Source organism: Mesorhizobium sp. WSM4836 (assembly GCF_055811815.1).
The window spans coordinates 131,510-147,781 of sequence record NZ_JBVVQF010000003.1 but is presented as its reverse complement, the minus strand read 5'-3'; the positions used below and the strand labels follow the sequence as shown (position 1 = coordinate 147,781).

Annotated in this window: 22 protein-coding genes and 1 pseudogene; 15 read left to right on the top strand and 8 right to left on the bottom strand. The window is 63.7% G+C overall.

Features of this window, described 5'->3' with window-relative positions; all coding sequences use genetic code 11:
* The first annotated feature begins 21 nt into the window (after positions 1–21).
* Positions 22–1,128 carry a hypothetical protein gene (locus AC0L2P_RS04940; protein ID WP_473500116.1) on the top strand — a complete coding sequence of 369 codons (1,107 nt, stop codon included), beginning with the start codon at positions 22–24 and terminating at the stop codon, positions 1,126–1,128.
* Between the two features lie 343 nt (positions 1,129–1,471).
* Complete coding sequence (locus tag AC0L2P_RS04935; protein ID WP_473500115.1) at positions 1,472–2,092, top strand: nucleoside triphosphate hydrolase; 621 nt, start codon at positions 1,472–1,474, stop codon at positions 2,090–2,092.
* Between the two features lie 43 nt (positions 2,093–2,135).
* Here AC0L2P_RS04935 and AC0L2P_RS04930 read toward each other — a convergent pair whose 3' ends face one another.
* The 4 genes from AC0L2P_RS04930 to AC0L2P_RS04915 form a co-directional block, all read right to left on the bottom strand.
* Positions 2,136–2,444 carry a hypothetical protein gene (locus AC0L2P_RS04930; RefSeq protein WP_473500114.1) on the bottom strand — a complete coding sequence of 103 codons (309 nt, stop codon included), beginning with the start codon at positions 2,442–2,444 and terminating at the stop codon, positions 2,136–2,138.
* A 124-nt stretch (positions 2,445–2,568) separates the two neighbouring features.
* On the bottom strand, positions 2,569–3,273 hold the full coding sequence (locus AC0L2P_RS04925) for a glutathione S-transferase family protein (RefSeq protein ID WP_473500113.1): 705 nt from the start codon (positions 3,271–3,273) through the stop codon (positions 2,569–2,571).
* 134 nt (positions 3,274–3,407) lie between these two features.
* Positions 3,408–4,616 (bottom strand): beta-ketoacyl-[acyl-carrier-protein] synthase family protein, encoded by a 1,209-nt coding sequence (locus AC0L2P_RS04920; protein ID WP_473500112.1) that lies wholly within the window; start codon positions 4,614–4,616, stop codon positions 3,408–3,410.
* A 4-nt stretch (positions 4,617–4,620) separates the two neighbouring features.
* Entirely contained in the window at positions 4,621–4,875 is a 255-nt protein-coding gene (locus AC0L2P_RS04915) for an acyl carrier protein (RefSeq protein ID WP_023677013.1), read from the bottom strand.
* A 201-nt stretch (positions 4,876–5,076) separates the two neighbouring features.
* On the opposite strand from AC0L2P_RS04915, the gene AC0L2P_RS04910 reads away from it, so the two are divergent.
* Genes AC0L2P_RS04910 through AC0L2P_RS04895 form a run of 4 tightly spaced genes read left to right on the top strand, consistent with a single transcriptional unit; the run spans position 5,077 to position 6,859 of the window.
* Positions 5,077–5,919 carry an urease accessory protein UreD gene (locus AC0L2P_RS04910; RefSeq protein WP_473500111.1) on the top strand — a complete coding sequence of 281 codons (843 nt, stop codon included), beginning with the start codon at positions 5,077–5,079 and terminating at the stop codon, positions 5,917–5,919.
* A gap of 28 nt (positions 5,920–5,947) precedes the next feature.
* Complete coding sequence (locus AC0L2P_RS04905; protein WP_023677011.1) at positions 5,948–6,250, top strand: urease subunit gamma; 303 nt, start codon at positions 5,948–5,950, stop codon at positions 6,248–6,250.
* A gap of 19 nt (positions 6,251–6,269) precedes the next feature.
* Positions 6,270–6,524, top strand: a complete 255-nt coding sequence (locus AC0L2P_RS04900; RefSeq protein ID WP_473500110.1) for a DUF1272 domain-containing protein — start codon at positions 6,270–6,272, stop codon at positions 6,522–6,524.
* A 29-nt stretch (positions 6,525–6,553) separates the two neighbouring features.
* Positions 6,554–6,859, top strand: a complete 306-nt coding sequence (locus AC0L2P_RS04895; protein WP_254815823.1) for an urease subunit beta — start codon at positions 6,554–6,556, stop codon at positions 6,857–6,859.
* Positions 6,860–6,885: 26 nt separating this feature from the next.
* On the opposite strand, the gene AC0L2P_RS04890 is transcribed toward AC0L2P_RS04895, so the two are convergent.
* Both AC0L2P_RS04890 and AC0L2P_RS04885 read right to left on the bottom strand, forming a co-directional pair.
* Entirely contained in the window at positions 6,886–7,380 is a 495-nt protein-coding gene (locus tag AC0L2P_RS04890; RefSeq protein ID WP_473500109.1) for a hypothetical protein, read from the bottom strand.
* Between the two features lie 126 nt (positions 7,381–7,506).
* Complete coding sequence (locus tag AC0L2P_RS04885; RefSeq protein WP_023677006.1) at positions 7,507–7,890, bottom strand: hypothetical protein; 384 nt, start codon at positions 7,888–7,890, stop codon at positions 7,507–7,509.
* Positions 7,891–8,069: 179 nt separating this feature from the next.
* Here AC0L2P_RS04885 and ureC point away from each other — a divergent pair, with 179 nt between their 5' ends.
* From ureC to AC0L2P_RS04845, 8 genes and pseudogenes are all read left to right on the top strand, one after another.
* On the top strand, positions 8,070–9,782 hold the full coding sequence (gene ureC / locus AC0L2P_RS04880; RefSeq protein WP_473500108.1) for an urease subunit alpha: 1,713 nt from the start codon (positions 8,070–8,072) through the stop codon (positions 9,780–9,782).
* 190 nt (positions 9,783–9,972) lie between these two features.
* Positions 9,973–10,461 (top strand): DUF29 domain-containing protein, encoded by a 489-nt coding sequence (locus AC0L2P_RS04875; RefSeq protein WP_473500107.1) that lies wholly within the window; start codon positions 9,973–9,975, stop codon positions 10,459–10,461.
* A gap of 39 nt (positions 10,462–10,500) precedes the next feature.
* Positions 10,501–10,751 (top strand): annotated as a pseudogene (locus tag AC0L2P_RS04870) (hypothetical protein); the annotation flags it as partial.
* A gap of 87 nt (positions 10,752–10,838) precedes the next feature.
* Positions 10,839–11,423 (top strand): urease accessory protein UreE, encoded by a 585-nt coding sequence (gene ureE / locus AC0L2P_RS04865; RefSeq protein WP_473500106.1) that lies wholly within the window; start codon positions 10,839–10,841, stop codon positions 11,421–11,423.
* Positions 11,410–12,105 (top strand): urease accessory protein UreF, encoded by a 696-nt coding sequence (locus AC0L2P_RS04860; RefSeq protein WP_473500105.1) that lies wholly within the window; start codon positions 11,410–11,412, stop codon positions 12,103–12,105. The genes ureE and AC0L2P_RS04860 overlap by 14 nt, the downstream gene beginning before the upstream one ends.
* Positions 12,102–12,542: a DUF3995 domain-containing protein gene (locus AC0L2P_RS04855; RefSeq protein ID WP_473500104.1), complete on the top strand. Its 441-nt coding sequence runs from the start codon at positions 12,102–12,104 to the stop codon at positions 12,540–12,542. The genes AC0L2P_RS04860 and AC0L2P_RS04855 overlap by 4 nt, the downstream gene beginning before the upstream one ends.
* Positions 12,539–13,180 (top strand): urease accessory protein UreG, encoded by a 642-nt coding sequence (ureG, locus tag AC0L2P_RS04850; RefSeq protein ID WP_352492195.1) that lies wholly within the window; start codon positions 12,539–12,541, stop codon positions 13,178–13,180. Before AC0L2P_RS04855 ends, ureG begins: the two co-directional genes overlap by 4 nt.
* An 82-nt stretch (positions 13,181–13,262) precedes the next feature.
* Entirely contained in the window at positions 13,263–14,030 is a 768-nt protein-coding gene (locus AC0L2P_RS04845; RefSeq protein WP_473500103.1) for a class II aldolase and adducin N-terminal domain-containing protein, read from the top strand.
* Positions 14,031–14,050: 20 nt separating this feature from the next.
* Here AC0L2P_RS04845 and AC0L2P_RS04840 read toward each other — a convergent pair whose 3' ends face one another.
* On the bottom strand, positions 14,051–14,683 hold the full coding sequence (locus AC0L2P_RS04840) for an HAD family hydrolase (RefSeq protein ID WP_473500102.1): 633 nt from the start codon (positions 14,681–14,683) through the stop codon (positions 14,051–14,053).
* A 260-nt stretch (positions 14,684–14,943) separates the two neighbouring features.
* Between AC0L2P_RS04840 and AC0L2P_RS04835 the strand changes: the two genes are divergently transcribed.
* On the top strand, positions 14,944–15,903 hold the full coding sequence (locus AC0L2P_RS04835; protein WP_473500101.1) for a sugar-binding transcriptional regulator: 960 nt from the start codon (positions 14,944–14,946) through the stop codon (positions 15,901–15,903).
* A 75-nt stretch (positions 15,904–15,978) separates the two neighbouring features.
* On the opposite strand, the gene AC0L2P_RS04830 is transcribed toward AC0L2P_RS04835, so the two are convergent.
* Entirely contained in the window at positions 15,979–16,164 is a 186-nt protein-coding gene (locus tag AC0L2P_RS04830; protein ID WP_473500100.1) for a hypothetical protein, read from the bottom strand.
* Between the last annotated feature and the right edge of the window lie 108 nt (positions 16,165–16,272).

Sequence of the window (16,272 nt, the reverse complement as noted above, 5' to 3'; positions counted from 1 at the left end):
CGGGAGGATTGGTAGGTGCACATGGATACGGTCACGATCACGGCAAAGGGCATTTCGGTATCGGTCGATCTGGCCGTCGGCCATCTCGCCGACATGGCGATCGATAGCGATGGCCGCCGGCTGAAGCCGCTGCATCGGGCACCCTGGGTCGGCGAGCCGCGCGAGACGCTGCCGAAAGACCTGCCTGAAGGGACGGTCCACCTGTCCGGCGATTTCCTCTGCGCGCCGTTCTCGACCAGCGACGTCGAAGCGGCACCTTTGCATGGTTGGCCGGCGAATAGTCGCTGGGATGTCGTCGCCAGCGCGGCAACGGCCGATGGCTGGCGCGCCGTTTTCCGGCTGCAGCGCCCGGTCATGGACGCAACCGTCGACAAGATACTGACCTTGCGCGACGGGCATCCGTTTCTCTATCAGGAGCACGTCTTTTCCGGCGGCGCAGGCGCCATTCCCGTCGCCCACCATCCGATGACGGTAATGACGGCCGGCGGCAGGCTGGCCTTCTCGCCAAAGCGCCTTGCCGCAACGCCTGAGGAGGCGCTGGAACCCGATCCGGCCCGCGGCCGCTCTTTGCTCGCCTACCCGGCGCGCAGCACCGACCTGACGCGCTTTCCCGCCGCCGACGGCGGCACGATCGACCTGACCGCCTATCGCATGGACCAGCTGTGTGAGGATTTCGTCACGCTGGTCGAGGCCGATCATGGCGGGCCGGGCTGGACCGCGCTGGCGCGCCAGGCGGAAGCCGATCTCGTGCTGGTGCTGAAGAACCCGGCCGAACTGCCGGTGACCATGCTGTGGGTCAGCAATGGCGGGCGCGACTATGCACCCTGGAGCGGCCGCCACCGCGGCGTGCTCGGCATCGAGGACGGCCGCACGGCCGTCGGCCATGCCGCGTCGCTCAGTGACAACTGGCTGAAGCGCGAAGGCGTGGCGACCGCCTTTGCCCTTTCCGAACGGCGTAGCGTTTCGTTCCGCCATGTCATCGGCGCATTGCCATGGCCATCCGGCGAGCCGCCGCGCGACGTCACGACCTCGCCGGGCCGCATGCGCATCCTGGCCGCTGACGACGCCGTCCGCGACATTGGCTTCGACAGCGATTTCCTGCGGATCGGCCAATCCGTCCCAGTCTGAGAGCTCGCCTCCCCACCTTCGTCATCCCTGGGCGGAGCAGGAGCGAAGCGACGTCGCGGAGACCCTGGGATCCATGCCGCGACCGTCGTCCAGGAATGCGGCGGAACAGAATTCTGCGCCGCTGAGGCGCCCTGATGTCACGGCATGGATCCTGGGGTCTGCGCTGCGTCGCTTCGCTCCTTGCTCCGCCCCAGGATGACGAAAGGGACGATCGTTTCGGCCAATCTCAAAGCTTTGCGATTTGCCAACGGACGGTCAAAATCCCTGCGCGAGGAAACTAATCCAGGATTTGAAATTTCCGCGAACTATCGCCAAGATGCGGTCGACCTGCCAGAAGGGCCCAATGTCAGAAATCGCTCATCTCGCCGCCACCATCTTCAAGCGCGCCGGCAAGGCGCCGCGCTTCGTCGTTGCCATTGCCGGTCCGCCCGGCGCGGGCAAATCGACATTGTCGGCAGGCTTGCACGACCTGCTGCCGGAAGGCACGGCGGAAGTCGTGCCGATGGACGGCTTCCATTACGACGATGTCGTGCTCGAGCGGCGCGGCCTTCGCGCGCGAAAAGGTGCCCCGGAAACCTTTGATTTTGCCGGCTTCGAAGCGGTGCTCAAGCGCATCCGCGCCGGCGAGCCGGATATCGCGATCCCGGTCTTCGACCGCAGCATGGAGCTGTCGCGCGCCGCCGCTGCGATCATCGCCGCAGGGACCAAATTCATCCTGGTCGAAGGCAATTATCTGCTGCTCGACGAAGAACCCTGGACGCGGCTGGCGCCGCTGTTCGACTTCTCGATCTTTGTCGATGTGCCGCGCGCCGAGCTCGAGCGCCGACTGCTGGAGCGATGGCACGAGCACGGCCGCTCCGACGAGGACGCGCGCGCCTGGATCGCTTCCAACGACATGCCGAACATCGATCGCGTGCTTGCCCGGCGGCGGCCCGCCGACCTGGTGGTCGGTGAGCAGGCCTGATCTATAAGGACTTTTCGGCCGGAACCTTAACACTTTCAGGCCGTTATCCCCGACACGGCAATAGTGCCGCGTGAGGGAACGGTTCGATGGAAACCATGGCAAGAAAGCCCGCGCCCGCCAAGGGCAGGACAACACGATCAAAAGCAACCCGAGCGAAAACCAGCGCCGGCCCGGCAGCGGCCGCTCGCTCGAACGAGGCTGCAAAGCCCAGCTTTGGCAAGGCAGCGCCGAAGAAGGTGGTGCCTGCTGCGAGCAAGGCCGCGGCTCCCAAAGCTGCCAGCCCTAAAAAGCCGGCAAGCAGCAGAGGGTCGATCGCAGGCAGCGCAATGCGCACCGTCAAAACGACGGCCAACGTCGCTGCTGGTGCCGTGCTTGCGACCGCCAAAGGTGCGGCGTCGCTTGCCGCTTCCGTAGTCGGCAAGAGCGGCTCAAAATCCCGGACCAAAGCAAAATAGCCGAGCGGAATCGGCGTAAGATCAGCGCCTGGCCGGAATGGTGAGGCCCCTCTGCACCGCCGGCCGGGCAAGGCCGCGCTCCAGCCATGCGCCCACGCCGGGGAAATCGTCGAAACCGACGAGTTCCCGTGCGTCGTAAAAGCCGATCAGATTGCGCACCCACCCAAGCATCGAAATGTCGGCGATGGTGTAATCGTCGCCCATGATCCAGCTGCGGCCCTTGAGCCTGGTTTCGAGGACGCCGATCAGCCGTCGCGACTCGTCGCGATAACGTTCCAGCGGGCGCTTGTCGGCGATTTCGCGGCCGGCGAATTTGTGGAAGAACCCGACTTGACCGAACATCGGGCCGATCGAAGCCATCTGGAAGAACACCCACTGGATCGTCTCGTAACGCAGCGTTGCGTCTGTCGGAACCAGCTTGCCGGTCTTGTCGCTGAGGTAAAGCAGGATGGCGCCGGATTCGAACAGGCCGATCGGCTTTCCGCCCGGGCCGTCCGGGTCGATCATCGCCGGTATCTTGCCGTTCGGGTTCAAAGACAGGAATTCCGGCGTCCAGCTCTCGTTCTTGCCGATGTCGACGGCATGCGGCTCGTAAGGCAGGCCAAGCTCCTCCAGCGCGATCGATATCTTCACCCCGTTCGGCGTCGGAAACGAATAGAGCTGGATGCGGTCGGGGTGGCTCGCCGGCCAGCGCGTGGCGATCGGAAACGCGGACAGATCGGTCATCGAAACTCCTGGTCGGGGACCGCGCCGAGCGCACGGTCGTGGCGGGTCGCAGAGAGTTAGGCGCGACGCCTGGCGCATCAATATGCGCATGGAAAGTTTCGCCGGCCCCGGTGAAGGCCTGCAAGGGGTGCGGTTCAGACGGCCTTGACCGCCAGCACCGCATTGGTGCCGCCGAACGCGAAGCTGTTGCTGATCGCGGTGCGTACCGCGCGCTCGCGCGCCACGTTCGGCGTGATGTCGAGATCGCAGTCGGCGTCGGCTTCCCGGTAATTGGCGGTCGGCGGCACGATGCCTTCGCGGATCGCCATCACGCAGGCGATCATTTCCAGCGCGCCGGACGCGCCGAGGCAGTGGGCGTGCATCGATTTGGTCGAGGACACCGAAAGCTTGTAGGCATGGCCGCCGAACACGCGTTTGATCGCCGCCGTCTCGATCTGGTCGTTGGCCTTAGTGCCGGTGCCATGCGCGTTGAGATAGTCGACATCCTCCGGATTGAGCCCGGCGTCGACCAGGCAAAAGCGCATCGCCGCCTCCGGCCCTTCGATAGTCGGCGCGACGATGTCGGAGGCGTCGGCGGACAGGCCGACGCCGGCGATTTCGGCAAGGATGGCGGCGCCGCGCGCCATCGCATGCTCATAGGTTTCCAGCACCACCATGCCGGCGCCTTCGCCGAGCACGAGCCCTTGGCGGTCGGCCGAAAACGGCCGGCAGGTGTCCGGCGACAAGACCCGCAGGGCCTCCCAGCCCTTGAGGATGCCCCAGACCAGCGGCGCATCGGTGCCGCCGGCGACCATGACGTCGGCACGGCCGAGCCTGATCTGGTCGACAGCCGAGGCAATGGCGTGGTTGGATGATGAACAGGCAGAGGTGATGCCGAACACCGGCCCGCGCAGACCAAGATTCATGCTGACGTGGCCGGCGGCAGCTCCCGGCATTACTTTCGGCACGGTGAAGATGCCGGCGCGGTTCTTGCCTTCGAGCAGGATGGCGCGATAGCTCTCTTCGATTGCCTCCCAGCCGCAGACGCCGACGCCGACGATGGTGCCCATCCGGTAGGTGTTGGCCGCGTGCGGGTTCAATCCCGCCTGCTGTGCCGCCTCCCGCGCGGCGATCGTCGCCAGAAGACTGAAGCGGTCCATCGACACGACCTGCTTACGGTCGATGCCGTGATCGGGAAGCGTTTTGATTTCGCAGCCGACCCTGACCTTGAGGTCATGCAGCTCGGAATTGACGATCGCACCGATTGCCGAACGGCCGGCGCGCATCTCATTCCAGATTGCCGGTGCATTGGTGCCGAGGCCGCATAATCCGCCGATGCCCGTGATGACGATGCGCTTGTGCATTCAGTCAGGCTTTTTTCGCGATCAGCGCGCGAACCGCCTCGACCATGTCGCCGACATTCTTCAGATTGCTCCACGCATCGACCGTGTTCATCTCGATTTCGATGCCATACTCTTCCTCGAGATCGAAGATGATTTCCGTCAGTTCCAGCGAATGGATGCCAAGGGCGGTCAGTTCGGTACTGGTGGTGATTTCCTCGCCGCCCGGCTCGGCATGAGCCTTGATCTTGGCGATGATATCGTTTGCCAGCTGGTCAGCCATTCGGTTTCTTCCCCAACTCTGTCGTTTCCCGACGCCAACTGATCAGCGCCCCTTTTGTCCTCGATTACGTCATCATCGTCACCTTTTACCCCGCCGGGCGCCGGTGACCGTACCAAGGTGGCTCCCTCTATAGAAACCGAAACGCTGTCAAGCAACAAGCTATATATCGACAAAGCCGCCGCAGTGCTTAACGTTGGTGTCGTGGATACGATCGCATATAGCCTGACCTCAGTGCCGCCAGCCCAGCGCGTCGCCGGCGTTGCGCGGCTTGGCTGCGACTGGAACGGAGGCCGCACGCGTCTCCGGCGCCTGTACCAGGACGGCTCGGCCAAGATCCGCATGCCGGCGGTCTCGGCCGATCCGCTCGAAGCCGTCCTGATCAACACTGCCGGCGGGCTGACCGGTGGCGACCGTCTCGCCTGGGAGGTCGATGTCGGTGCCGGCGCCTCCGCAACCATAACGACGCAGGCCTGCGAGAAAATCTACCGCGCCGCATCCGACCGCGCCGAAGTGCGGGTGCAGCTGACCGTCGGCGAAAACGGCCATATTGCCTGGCTGCCGCAGGAAACCATCGTCTTCGACCGCTCGGCTTTTGCCCGCACGCTTGACGTGGAGCTTGCCGCCGGAGCCGAGGCGCTGATCCTGGAGGCTACCGTCTTCGGCCGTCTGGCCATGGGTGAACGGGCAGCGCAAGGCCATTTCCATGACCGCTGGCGTGTCCGCCAGGACGGGAAGCTGGTCCATGCCGAGGAGTTCCGCATCGGGCCCGACATTGCGGCCACCTTGAACCGCATGGCAGTTGCCGGGGGTGCCGTCGCCGTGGCGACGCTGCTGATGGTGTCGCCGCGGGCAGAAGCTTTGCTCGATCCGGCCCGGGGCATGGTCGGCGGCCCGGGCGGCGTCAGTTTCTGGAGTGTGCGGAAATCTGGCAAGCTTCTTGCGAGGCTGTTCGCTGAGGACGGCTACCAGCTCCGCAAGCGGCTGGTGCCGCTTATCGAATTGCTCAACGGGCGGGCGGGCCTGCCCAAATTATGGTCACTCTGATTTCGATTATGCCACTGCAGGAAGAAGCATGAATCTGACGCCGAGGGAGAAAGACAAGCTGCTGATCGCCATGGCGGCGATCGTGGCCCGCAAGCGGCTCGAACGCGGCGTCAAGCTCAACCACCCGGAAGCTATCGCGCTGATAACCGATTTCGTCGTCGAGGGTGCCCGCGACGGGCGCGCGGTCGCCGAGCTGATGGAGGCCGGCGCCCATGTCGTGACCCGGGCCCAGGTGATGGAAGGCATTGCCGAAATGATCCACGATGTGCAGGTCGAGGCGACGTTTCCAGACGGCACCAAGCTGGTGACCGTGCACGAGCCGATCAGATAACACCGCCAAGGAGAGGAAAATGCTTGAGCTGCGTCCCAACTGCGAATGCTGCGACAAGGACCTGCCGCCCGATGCGACGGATGCGGTGATCTGCACCTTCGAATGCACCTTCTGCGCCGACTGCGCACAAAACGTGCTCGGCGGCGCCTGTCCGAATTGCGGCGGCAATTTCTCGGCCCGCCCGATCCGTCCGGCAGCGCTGCTGAATAAATATCCGGCCTCCACCAGACGTGTGCTGAAGCCCGAAGGCTGCGATCCCCGCAAGGCCGCCTGATCCGGCGACCGTGAAACGGAAGGCAATCAATGATCCCCGGCGAAATCATCACGGCAAGCGGCGAGATAGAGCTGAACAAGGGACTGCCGACGGTCACCATGAAGGTGGCCAACAGCGGCGACCGGCCGATCCAGGTCGGCAGCCATTATCATTTTTTCGAGACCAATGAGGGGCTGAGATTCGATCGCGATAAGGCGCGGGGCATGCGTCTCGACATCGCTGCCGGCACCGCCATGCGCTTCGAGCCGGGGCAGGAGCGCGACGTCACCCTGGTGCCGCTCGGCGGCAAGCGCGAGGTCTACGGGTTTCAGCAGAAGATCATGGGCAAGCTGTGAGATCGAAGGTGTCGAGCAGTTTCGACTCAGCCGGGCGGCTTGGCCGCTGCATAGATGACGACCTTTCCCGGATCGTCGAATTCCACCGCCAGAACGTCCTCGGTCTGCACTCGCCGCGAGTCGATGGCGTTGAACAGCAATGCGTTCGCCTCGATCTCCTTGCGCAGCTCGGCAATGTCATCCCGATGTTGCCTGACCTTGTTTTCTATCGCCGGCGGCGGGCCGCCTTCGGTGCGCGCGGCGTCGGTAAGAAACACGATATCGACCTTGTCGAGCTTGGATGTCTTGCGCACGGCAGCGATGTTCTCACGCGTGCGGTCGATCGCCGAACTGACCTTGCTGGCTTCCGCATTTGTCTTGGTCTCTTCCTGGCCGACCTCCGAGCCGACGATCCGGTTGACGGTCTCGGCGCTATCGAGGCTCTGCGCGTTCAGCGCGGCGTGCGGAATGCTGGCTGCCAGAAATGCGGTCGCGGCAATCCCATGCAGCCATCTGGTGTCGGAGAAGGTGGTGATCGCCATCGCTCGTTCTCAGGGTCCTTTTCGAGGCTTGTGTCAGGGCGACAGGACCGAAACGTAACGTCCCCCGTGAAGGTTCCCTTTGCGATGCGGCGGGCCGACCGGGCGCCGGCCCGCCGCCTCGTCTCGTCAGCTCGCTTTCTTGGTGATCAGCGTCAGCGCGCCATTGGTACTCATGCTGGCGGCGATCACCTGCGCCGAGGTGAGCCCCTTGGCTTCGAGCGCGGACTTGACCTGCGGTGTCGCGTCGATCGAGCCGCGCAGTTTCTGCAGATCGGCATCGCTGCGCTTGGCGATCACCTCGTTGACCTTGGCTTGAGTGTCGGCCGGCAGATCCTTGATATCGACGACGTTGATCGCCTGGATGGTGGGCGCCTGCGGCTGCGCCCCGGGCGCGGCTGGAGCAGGCGCGGCCGGCGCCGGACTGGGCTGCTGCGCAGGCTGTTGCTGGGCGCTGGCGGCTGTTGCGAGCACCAGCGTGGCGGCGGCTGCCAGAAGGGTCGTTTTGCGCATGGATGTTCCTTTCCATCGATTGGCAAATGGTCGTTTTGGGGTGGCCCGGCCACCTCAAACGCTAAATGGGATCGGAAAGTGTCGCTCAGCGGGTCATTGCGTGACCATAGGATGGCGGCAATGTGGGGACCGCCTTCAACAAGCGGTATTTTCGGGCGGTATTTCGGGGGCAATTGCTGATGGCTAAAATCACCCGCGCCGCCTATGCGCAGATGTACGGCCCGACCGTCGGCGACAAGGTCCGGCTCGCCGACACCGAACTGTTCATCGAAGTCGAAAAAGATCTCACCCTTCACGGCGAAGAGGTGAAATTCGGCGGCGGCAAGGTCATCCGCGACGGCATGGGCCAGAGCCAGGTTTCGCGCGCGCAAGGCGCGGTCGACACCGTCATCACCAATGCGCTAGTCGTCGATGCCGCCGCCGGCATTGTCAAGGCCGATATCGGCCTCAGGGACGGCCGTGTCGCCGCGATCGGCAAGGCCGGCAATCCGGATACTCAGGGCGGCGTCACCATCATCATCGGCCCTGGCACCGAGATCATCGCCGGCGAGGGCAAGATCCTGACCGCCGGCGGCTTCGACGCGCATATCCACTTCATCTGCCCGCAGCAGATCGAGGAAGCGCTGATGTCGGGCATCACCACCATGCTCGGCGGCGGCACCGGCCCGGCGCACGGCACGCTGGCCACCACCTGCACGCCTGGGCCGTGGCATATGGCGCGCATGATCCAGTCTTTCGATGCCTTCCCGATGAATATCGGCCTGTCGGGCAAGGGCAACGCGTCGCTGCCCGCCGCGCTCGAAGAGATGGTGCTCGCCGGCGCCTGCTCGCTGAAGCTGCATGAGGACTGGGGCACGACACCGGCTGCGATCGACTGCTGCCTGTCGGTCGCCGACGATTACGACGTGCAGGTGATGATCCACACCGACACGCTGAACGAGTCCGGCTTCGTCGAAAACACGGTCGCGGCGATCAAGGGCCGCACCATCCACGCCTTCCACACCGAGGGCGCCGGCGGCGGCCACGCGCCTGATATCATCAAGGTCTGCGGCCTGCGCAACGTCATCCCGTCCTCTACCAACCCGACCCGTCCCTACACGGTTAACACCCTGGCCGAGCACCTCGACATGCTGATGGTCTGTCATCACCTGTCGCCCTCGATCCCCGAAGACATCGCCTTTGCCGAAAGCCGCATCCGCAAGGAAACCATCGCCGCCGAAGACATTCTGCACGACATCGGCGCTTTTTCGATCATCTCGTCGGACAGCCAGGCCATGGGTCGCGTCGGCGAAGTGGCGATCCGCTGCTGGCAGACCGCCGACAAGATGAAGCGCCAGCGCGGTTCGCTGCCGCAGGAGACCGGCGACAACGACAATTTCCGCGTCCGCCGCTACATCGCCAAATACACCATCAATCCGGCCATCGCGCATGGCCTGTCGAAGGACATCGGCTCGGTGGCAGTTGGAAAACGGGCCGATCTCGTGCTGTGGAATCCGGCGTTCTTCGGCGTCAAGCCGGACATGGTGCTGATCGGCGGCATGATCGCCGCCGCCCCGATGGGCGATCCCAACGCCTCGATCCCGACGCCGCAGCCGATGCATTACCGGCCGATGTTCGGCGCCTATGGCAAGGCGATGAGCAATTCGTCGGTGACCTTCGTTTCGAAGGCCGCGCTCGATTCCGGCCTGCGCGGCAGGCTCGGCGTCGACAAGCAGATGGTGGCCGTCGAGAACACCCGCGGCGGCATCGGCAAGCACTCGATGGTGCTCAACGACGCCACGCCGCATGTCGAGGTCGACCCCGAAACCTATGAGGTCCGCGCCGACGGCGAGTTGCTCACCTGCGAGCCGGCCACCGTGCTGCCAATGGCGCAACGGTATTTTCTGTTTTGACCGGAGAGTGTCATCGAAGTTTGGGCAGATATGCCCGATTGGAAAGCGCATGCGTTTTGGCAACCGCTCGCGCAAAGCCTCGCACGGTTTGTCAATCCTAGCGCCAGAAAGGGCTCTGTGGATCGCCTGATAGGCTCAATTCGTCGCTCCCAACTTGGAAATCTTGCGCCTTTGGAGCACTATACGCTGCATGAACAAGATTTTTCGAAAACAGCAATTGACGCCTTACGAGGCCGATTATGCTCAGTGGTGCGCCGAGCAGGGCGCGCTTTTACGCGAAGGTCGTCTGTCCGATCTCGACCGCGAGAATCTTGCCGAGGAGATCGAGAGCTTGGGGAGGAGCGACAAGAGGGAAATTTCGAAGAGACTAGGCACTTTGCTGCTGCATCTTCTCAAATGGGAATTTCAGCGCGCCAAACGCAAAACGGGATGGTTGTTGACAATCCGCGAGCAGCGCCTTCGGATCGAAGACCTACTTAAAGAAAGCCCAAGCTTGAAGGGCTATCCGGGACAACAGCTTATGCGGGAATTCAAGATGGCGAGGCTAAATGCGGCTGACGAGACGGGGTTGCACGAAATGGACTTTCCTGCCGATTGTCCCTATCAGATTGCAGACGTGCTGGATCAGGATTTTTTCCCCGGCGCTCCATGGACGTCAGACCAGCTTGTTCGCGAATGAACCATCGCTCCCAGCGTTGAACAGCCTTACTGACTGCCTATGGAGCAACAACTAGTCTCCGCCCGCGACATTATCCCGCATATCCGTATCGTCATGGGCATGGTGGTCGGTCTCGGCGTTACGCGTCTTTTGTCGGGGCTGGCCCGCATCGTCCAACATCCCGGCCAATACCGGGCTTATTCCGTGCATCTGGCCTGGGTCGCGTCGGTGCTTTTGCTGGTGCATTTCTGGTGCTGGGAGTTCGGCCTGTTCCAGTCGAGAATTGGACGTTCGGCAAATACCTGTTCGTTCATCCTGCGGCTCTTCGACACGACCGTCTGAGCGCCATTGGGGCGGCGGACAGGATGGTCTAGGCTTTTTGCGAAAGGCAGCCTCACATGAAGCTTGATATCCGCACCGACTTCACCAGATTCCCGCGCGCCGTCTCCGTGCTGGCCGCAGGCGAGGCCGGAACCACCACACCATACGACAGTGCGGTGCTTGCCCATGACGAGCGGCATCTGCGCCGTCGCGCCATCGACACGGTCCGTAACGACAAGGTACTGGTCGACCTGCCCGAACCGGTAACCCTGAACCAGGGTGACCGGCTGGTGCTGGAGGATGGCCGCCACATCGAGATCATCGCGGCCGAGGAGCCGCTCTACGATATCCGGGCCAGGGACCCTGTCCATCTGGCCGAGCTTGCCTGGCACATCGGCAACCGCCACCTCGCAGCTAGCATTGAGGCTGACCGCATCCTCGTTCTGCGCGACCATGTCATCAAGGCGATGCTGGAGGGATTGGGCGCGACGGTGAGCGAGATTTCCGAGCCGTTCAAGCCGGTGCGCGGCGCCTATTCCGGGCATGGCGGCCACGGCCACGCTCATGCCGAAGCGCATGGGCACAGCCACGCCGAAGCGCATTCCCATAGGCATAGCGAATCGCATTCCCACAGCCATTCGCACGACCATGACCGTGACTGACCAGCCTTCCAATGTTGCCCAGCCTTCCAACATTGCTTTGTTGCGGCTAATGGCGTGGCTGTCGCCGTCTTTTCCGGTCGGCGGTTTTTCCTATAGCCATGGCCTGGAACAAGCCGTGCATGCCGGGCTGGTTGCCGACAGCAAAGACCTCGCCGCGTGGCTGGAGACGCTGGTCGAGATGGGTTCGGGCTGGAACGATGCGGTGCTGTTTGCCGAAAGCTGGCGCAGGTCGCGCGAAGCCGGCGACCTCGACGAGATTGCAGCACTCGCCGAGGCCTTGGCGGGGTCCCGCGAGCGCCATGCCGAGACGATGCTGCAGGGCGCCGCTTTCCTGAAGGCGGCCTCCGCCTGGCCGTGCCAGGTGCTGGATCGCCTGCCGGCCGAATGTGCCTATTGCGTTGCCGTCGGCGCCGTTGCCGGCGGCCACGGAATTACGCTGCAGGACGCCCTGGCCGCTTTCCTGCAGGCCTTCTTCTCCAACCTTGTCCAGGCCGCGATCAGGCTCGGTGTTATCGGCCAGAGTGCCGCGATGACGCTGGTCGCCGGCTTCGAGCCGCTGGCCCTGGCGACTGCCGCCCGCGCTGCCGGCTCGACGCTCGACGATCTCGGCGGCTGCGCGTTCGTCTCGGATATCATGGCGATGAAGCACGAGACCCAGTATTCGCGGCTGTTCCGCTCATGATCGTCCTCGCTTTCGCCCTCTCGCTGGTCCTGCTGCTGATCACCGCGCTGCATGTCTATTGGGGCATTGGCGGCATCTGGCCGGGCAGGGATGGCGCGTCCTGCGCCCGCGCCGTCATCGGCTTTCACGGCGTCGACGAAATGCCGGCACCCTTCGCCAGCTTCGCCGTCGCCGCATGTCTCGGCCTGGCGACGCTGTGGCCGATGGCGCTCGAGGGCATCTTTGTCACGCCCTTTCCCAAGGCCGGGCTTGCCGCCACGTCACTGCTAATCGCGCTGGTTTTCCTGGCGCGTGGCATTGCCGGCTTCACGCCCTGGTGGCGCCGGCTGACGCCCGAACAACCTTTCGCGCGGCTCGATCTGCGTTATTATTCGCCGCTGTGCCTGCTGATCGGGCTTGGCTTTGCTGTTCTTGCCTTCACGGAGTTCCCCGCATGATATCGCCCAACGGTCCTCTTCGCATCGGCATTGGCGGTCCGGTCGGCTCGGGCAAGACGACGCTCACCGAAAAGCTCTGCAAGGCGCTGCGTGACGAGTTCTCGATCGCCGTCGTCACCAATGACATCTACACTAAGGAAGACGCCATGATGCTGGCTCGGCTGCAGGCACTGCCCGAGGATCGCATCGTCGGCGTCGAGACCGGCGGCTGTCCGCATACTGCCATCCGCGAGGACGCCTCGATCAATCTGCAGGCGATCGCCGAGATGACCAGAAAATTCCCCGATCTCGACATCGTCTTCATCGAATCGGGCGGCGACAATCTCGCCGCCACCTTCTCGCCGGATCTTGCCGATCTGACGCTCTATGTCATCTCGGTTTGTCAGGGAGAGGAGATCCCGCGCAAGGGCGGTCCGGCGATCACCCGGTCCGATTTCCTGGTCATCAACAAGAGCGACCTTGCGCCTTATGTGAACGTCAATCTCGACATCATGGAACGCGACGCTGCCCGCATGCGCGGCAAGCGGCCGTTCGGCTTCACCGACCTGTCGCGCGGCAAGGGGCTGCAGGAAGTGATCGATTTCATCGTCGAACATGGCGGGCTCAGGGTAGGCACGGCCACCAGCACGGCGGCATAACGGCGCTCGCCTGCACCAAACGAAACCGGTTGCGCGTGTTCCAGCCGCGCGGCATGCTCGCTCCATTTCACGGAGGTCTACGATGAGCATTACGCGCCTGCAGAAGGAAGTTCTGACCAACCTGCCCTTCTATGAGGAGCGCGTCGATCTGGCTTGCGCCTTTCGCTGGACGGCGCGGCTTAACATGCATGAGGCGGTGGCCAATCATTTTTCGCTGGCGGTCAACGACGATGGCTCCCAATTCCTGATGAACCCCAACCAGGTGCATTTCTCGCGCATCAAGGCGAGTGACCTGCTTCTGATCGACGCCAATGATCCCGACACGTTGACAGGCCCGAATGGGCCCGACCCGACGGCATGGGGCCTGCACGGCGCCATCCATCGCAACGTCCGTCATGCGCGCTGCGTCATGCATGTCCACTCGATCCACGCCACCGTGCTTGCCTCGCTCGCCGACTCGACGCTTCCGCCGATCGACCAGAACTCGGCGATCTTCTTCAACCGCCATGTCGTCGACGCTCATTATGGCGGGCTGGCCTTCGAGGAAGAGGGCGAGCGCTGCTCGCAGCTTCTTGTCGACCCGAAGATCAAGGTCATGGTGATGGGCAACCATGGCGTGCTTGTCATCGGCGACAGCGTCGCCGATACCTTCAACCGCATGTTCTATTTCGAGCGCGCCGCCGAAACCTACATCAAGGCGCTGTGGACCGGCCGGCCGCTGCGGGTACTGTCGGATGAGATCGCCGAAAAAGCGGCAAGGGAACAGGAAGACTATCCCGGCCAGGCCGAACGCCACCTCTCCGAACTGAAGGCTATCCTCGACGAGCAGGAGCCTGCCTACCGGAGTTGAGCGGTCCAGCCGGGCCTGGCTTAAAGCCCGAGCTTGGCTCGCAATTCGTCGGCGCTGTTGATGACAATCGCCCCCGGCGGCCCCTCCATGGGCACTTCTGGCCAGAAGATCGTCTTCATTCCCGCCGCCAGCCCCGCCGTGGCGCCGGTCACGCTATCGTCGACCGCCACGGCCTCGGCCGGATCGACCTCGGCCAACCAGGCGGCGCGCAGGAAAGGTTCGGCATGCGGCTTGCCTTCACGCACGTCGTTGCGGCTGACCGTCTTCATGCCGGGATAGACGAGGCCGACGGCGCGCAGATTGGCATCGACGATCAGCCTGTCCGAGTTGGACACCACCGCTTGCGGCACGCCAAGCGCGCGCAGCTCGTTGAAAATCTCGATCGCGCCGCTGCGTGGCGTCAGCGTTTCGGCCATCGGCAGATAGTGATCGTATTTGCGCACGATCCAGTCGTCGAAAGGCAGGTCGAGGCCGAACTCGTCGCGCAGCATTTCGTAGACCGGCCATGCGGCGATGCCGAGCACCCGCTCATGCAGGTCGGCCGGCGGTGCGATGCCGACGCTGTGCAGCGCCGCAATCAGCGCCGCCTCGTGCAGCGGCTCGCTGTCGACCAGCGTGCCGTCCATATCCCAGAAAACCGCTTTCGGCGTCATGCAAGGCTCCATTCTCAAAAAATCCCTTAAAGCGTTTAGCGTGGGAGATAAACCGCCGCGTCCCCGCTAGAACCGGGATTGGTGCTACTCGACAGCCTTGCTGTTGCAGCGAGACTGGGTCGATCCCTTCACTTCGCTCGAAACGCCGAGTTCCAGACCCTAGGCAATTGCTCTCACAATAGGCAATTGCACATAAGTTCATTCCCTGCGAAACTATGGCGGCCCGCCTCTTATGCTCGGCGGAGCTGGGAGGCAGGACCTTGAATTCGCGGCAGGATAGCGGCGGCAACAGGCTGGACGACGCGGCGCGCGCCGGCTGGCTCTATTACGTTGCCGGCAACACCCAGGACCAGATCGCCGCCACGCTTGGCATCTCGCGGCAGACGGCGCAGCGGCTGGTGTCGCTCGCAGTCTCCGAAGGGCTGATCAAGGTGCGCGTCGACCATCCGATCGCCAATTGCCTCGACCTTGCGGCACGGCTGAAATCGCGCTTTGCGCTTGATCTGGTCGAGGTGGTGCCGAGCGACCCGTCTTCGTCCTCCACCGTCATCGGCGTCGCCGAGACGGCGGCGGCCGAGATCGAGCGGCGGCTGCGGTCGCCCACACCAATCGTCATGGCGATCGGCACCGGCCGCACGCTGAAGGCCGCGATCGAGCAGCTGCCGCCGATGGAATGCCCGCAGCACAAGGTGGTATCGCTGACCGGCAACATCTCGCCGGACGGTTCGGCCGCCTTCTACAATGTCATCTTCACCATGGCCGACAGGGTCAAGGCGCGCTCGTTTCCGATGCCTTTGCCGGTCATCGCCTCCTCGCCCGACGAGCGCGAGATGCTGCTCAGCCAGCCGATGATCCAGCCGACGCTGGCGCTCGCGGCCGAGGCCGACGTCACCTTTGTCGGCATCGGCGATCTCGGCCCGAAGGCGCCGCTTTACGAGGACGGCTTCATTTCGGAGGGTGAATTGAAGGCGCTGCAGAAGGCCGGCGGCGTCGCCGAGATCGTCGGCTGGGTGTTCGACCGCGACGGCCGCATGATCGACGGCATCACCAACGATCGGGTCTCGTCGGCACCGCTGCCGTCGCGCGAAAAGTCGCTGGTGATCGCGCTTGCCATGGGCGCCCGCAAGCTGCCGGGCATCTTCGCCGCCGTCAACCGACGGCTGGTCAACGGCCTGATCACCGATGAGCGGACCGCCGCCGCCCTGTTGGCGGGCTCATGATCTCCGAGCCGCTGGCGGTCGGAAACGATCATGTGAAATCGAAACGCAGCTGAACCACCGATAAAACGAGCGACACTACTGGTGCCGGCCGCAAGGATCGTTGCCGTCGAGGAAGCCCATGTCGCGCTGCAGATGCGGCGGCAGTTCCCGGACGTCGAGATAGGCGCGTTTGCGCGCCGCGTGCCTTGCCCACCCCCGCGCCAGCCGTGAAAACCAGCCGTGGGCTGGAGCAAGAAGCAGCTTTTCCTGTATTGTGGTCATGATCGTCAGCCTTCGCTATCTCTAGGCGTAATTGATCTTCAACACGGAATATCGGTAGGACCGGCCGGTGCCGCCAATCAAACGTCGATCATTGCCCATAAGGAGGGC

What these genes read in the sequence shown, in the direction of transcription:
- AC0L2P_RS04860 (WP_473500105.1), top strand. Translation starts at nt 11,410, where the DNA reads ATGACCGTGACTGACCAGCCTTCCAATGTTGCCCAGCCTTCCAACATT.
- AC0L2P_RS04895 (WP_254815823.1), top strand. Translation starts at nt 6,554, where the DNA reads ATGATCCCCGGCGAAATCATCACGGCAAGCGGCGAGATAGAGCTGAAC.
- ureG (WP_352492195.1), top strand. Translation starts at nt 12,539, where the DNA reads ATGATATCGCCCAACGGTCCTCTTCGCATCGGCATTGGCGGTCCGGTC.
- AC0L2P_RS04905 (WP_023677011.1), top strand. Translation starts at nt 5,948, where the DNA reads ATGAATCTGACGCCGAGGGAGAAAGACAAGCTGCTGATCGCCATGGCG.
- AC0L2P_RS04830 (WP_473500100.1), bottom strand. Translation starts at nt 16,164, where the DNA reads ATGACCACAATACAGGAAAAGCTGCTTCTTGCTCCAGCCCACGGCTGG.
- AC0L2P_RS04940 (WP_473500116.1), top strand. Translation starts at nt 22, where the DNA reads ATGGATACGGTCACGATCACGGCAAAGGGCATTTCGGTATCGGTCGAT.
- AC0L2P_RS04885 (WP_023677006.1), bottom strand. Translation starts at nt 7,890, where the DNA reads ATGCGCAAAACGACCCTTCTGGCAGCCGCCGCCACGCTGGTGCTCGCA.
- AC0L2P_RS04900 (WP_473500110.1), top strand. Translation starts at nt 6,270, where the DNA reads ATGCTTGAGCTGCGTCCCAACTGCGAATGCTGCGACAAGGACCTGCCG.
- AC0L2P_RS04855 (WP_473500104.1), top strand. Translation starts at nt 12,102, where the DNA reads ATGATCGTCCTCGCTTTCGCCCTCTCGCTGGTCCTGCTGCTGATCACC.
- AC0L2P_RS04840 (WP_473500102.1), bottom strand. Translation starts at nt 14,683, where the DNA reads ATGACGCCGAAAGCGGTTTTCTGGGATATGGACGGCACGCTGGTCGAC.
- AC0L2P_RS04845 (WP_473500103.1), top strand. Translation starts at nt 13,263, where the DNA reads ATGAGCATTACGCGCCTGCAGAAGGAAGTTCTGACCAACCTGCCCTTC.
- ureC (WP_473500108.1), top strand. Translation starts at nt 8,070, where the DNA reads ATGGCTAAAATCACCCGCGCCGCCTATGCGCAGATGTACGGCCCGACC.
- AC0L2P_RS04935 (WP_473500115.1), top strand. Translation starts at nt 1,472, where the DNA reads ATGTCAGAAATCGCTCATCTCGCCGCCACCATCTTCAAGCGCGCCGGC.
- ureE (WP_473500106.1), top strand. Translation starts at nt 10,839, where the DNA reads ATGAAGCTTGATATCCGCACCGACTTCACCAGATTCCCGCGCGCCGTC.
- AC0L2P_RS04920 (WP_473500112.1), bottom strand. Translation starts at nt 4,616, where the DNA reads ATGCACAAGCGCATCGTCATCACGGGCATCGGCGGATTATGCGGCCTC.
- AC0L2P_RS04915 (WP_023677013.1), bottom strand. Translation starts at nt 4,875, where the DNA reads ATGGCTGACCAGCTGGCAAACGATATCATCGCCAAGATCAAGGCTCAT.
- AC0L2P_RS04890 (WP_473500109.1), bottom strand. Translation starts at nt 7,380, where the DNA reads ATGGCGATCACCACCTTCTCCGACACCAGATGGCTGCATGGGATTGCC.
- AC0L2P_RS04925 (WP_473500113.1), bottom strand. Translation starts at nt 3,273, where the DNA reads ATGACCGATCTGTCCGCGTTTCCGATCGCCACGCGCTGGCCGGCGAGC.
- AC0L2P_RS04875 (WP_473500107.1), top strand. Translation starts at nt 9,973, where the DNA reads ATGAACAAGATTTTTCGAAAACAGCAATTGACGCCTTACGAGGCCGAT.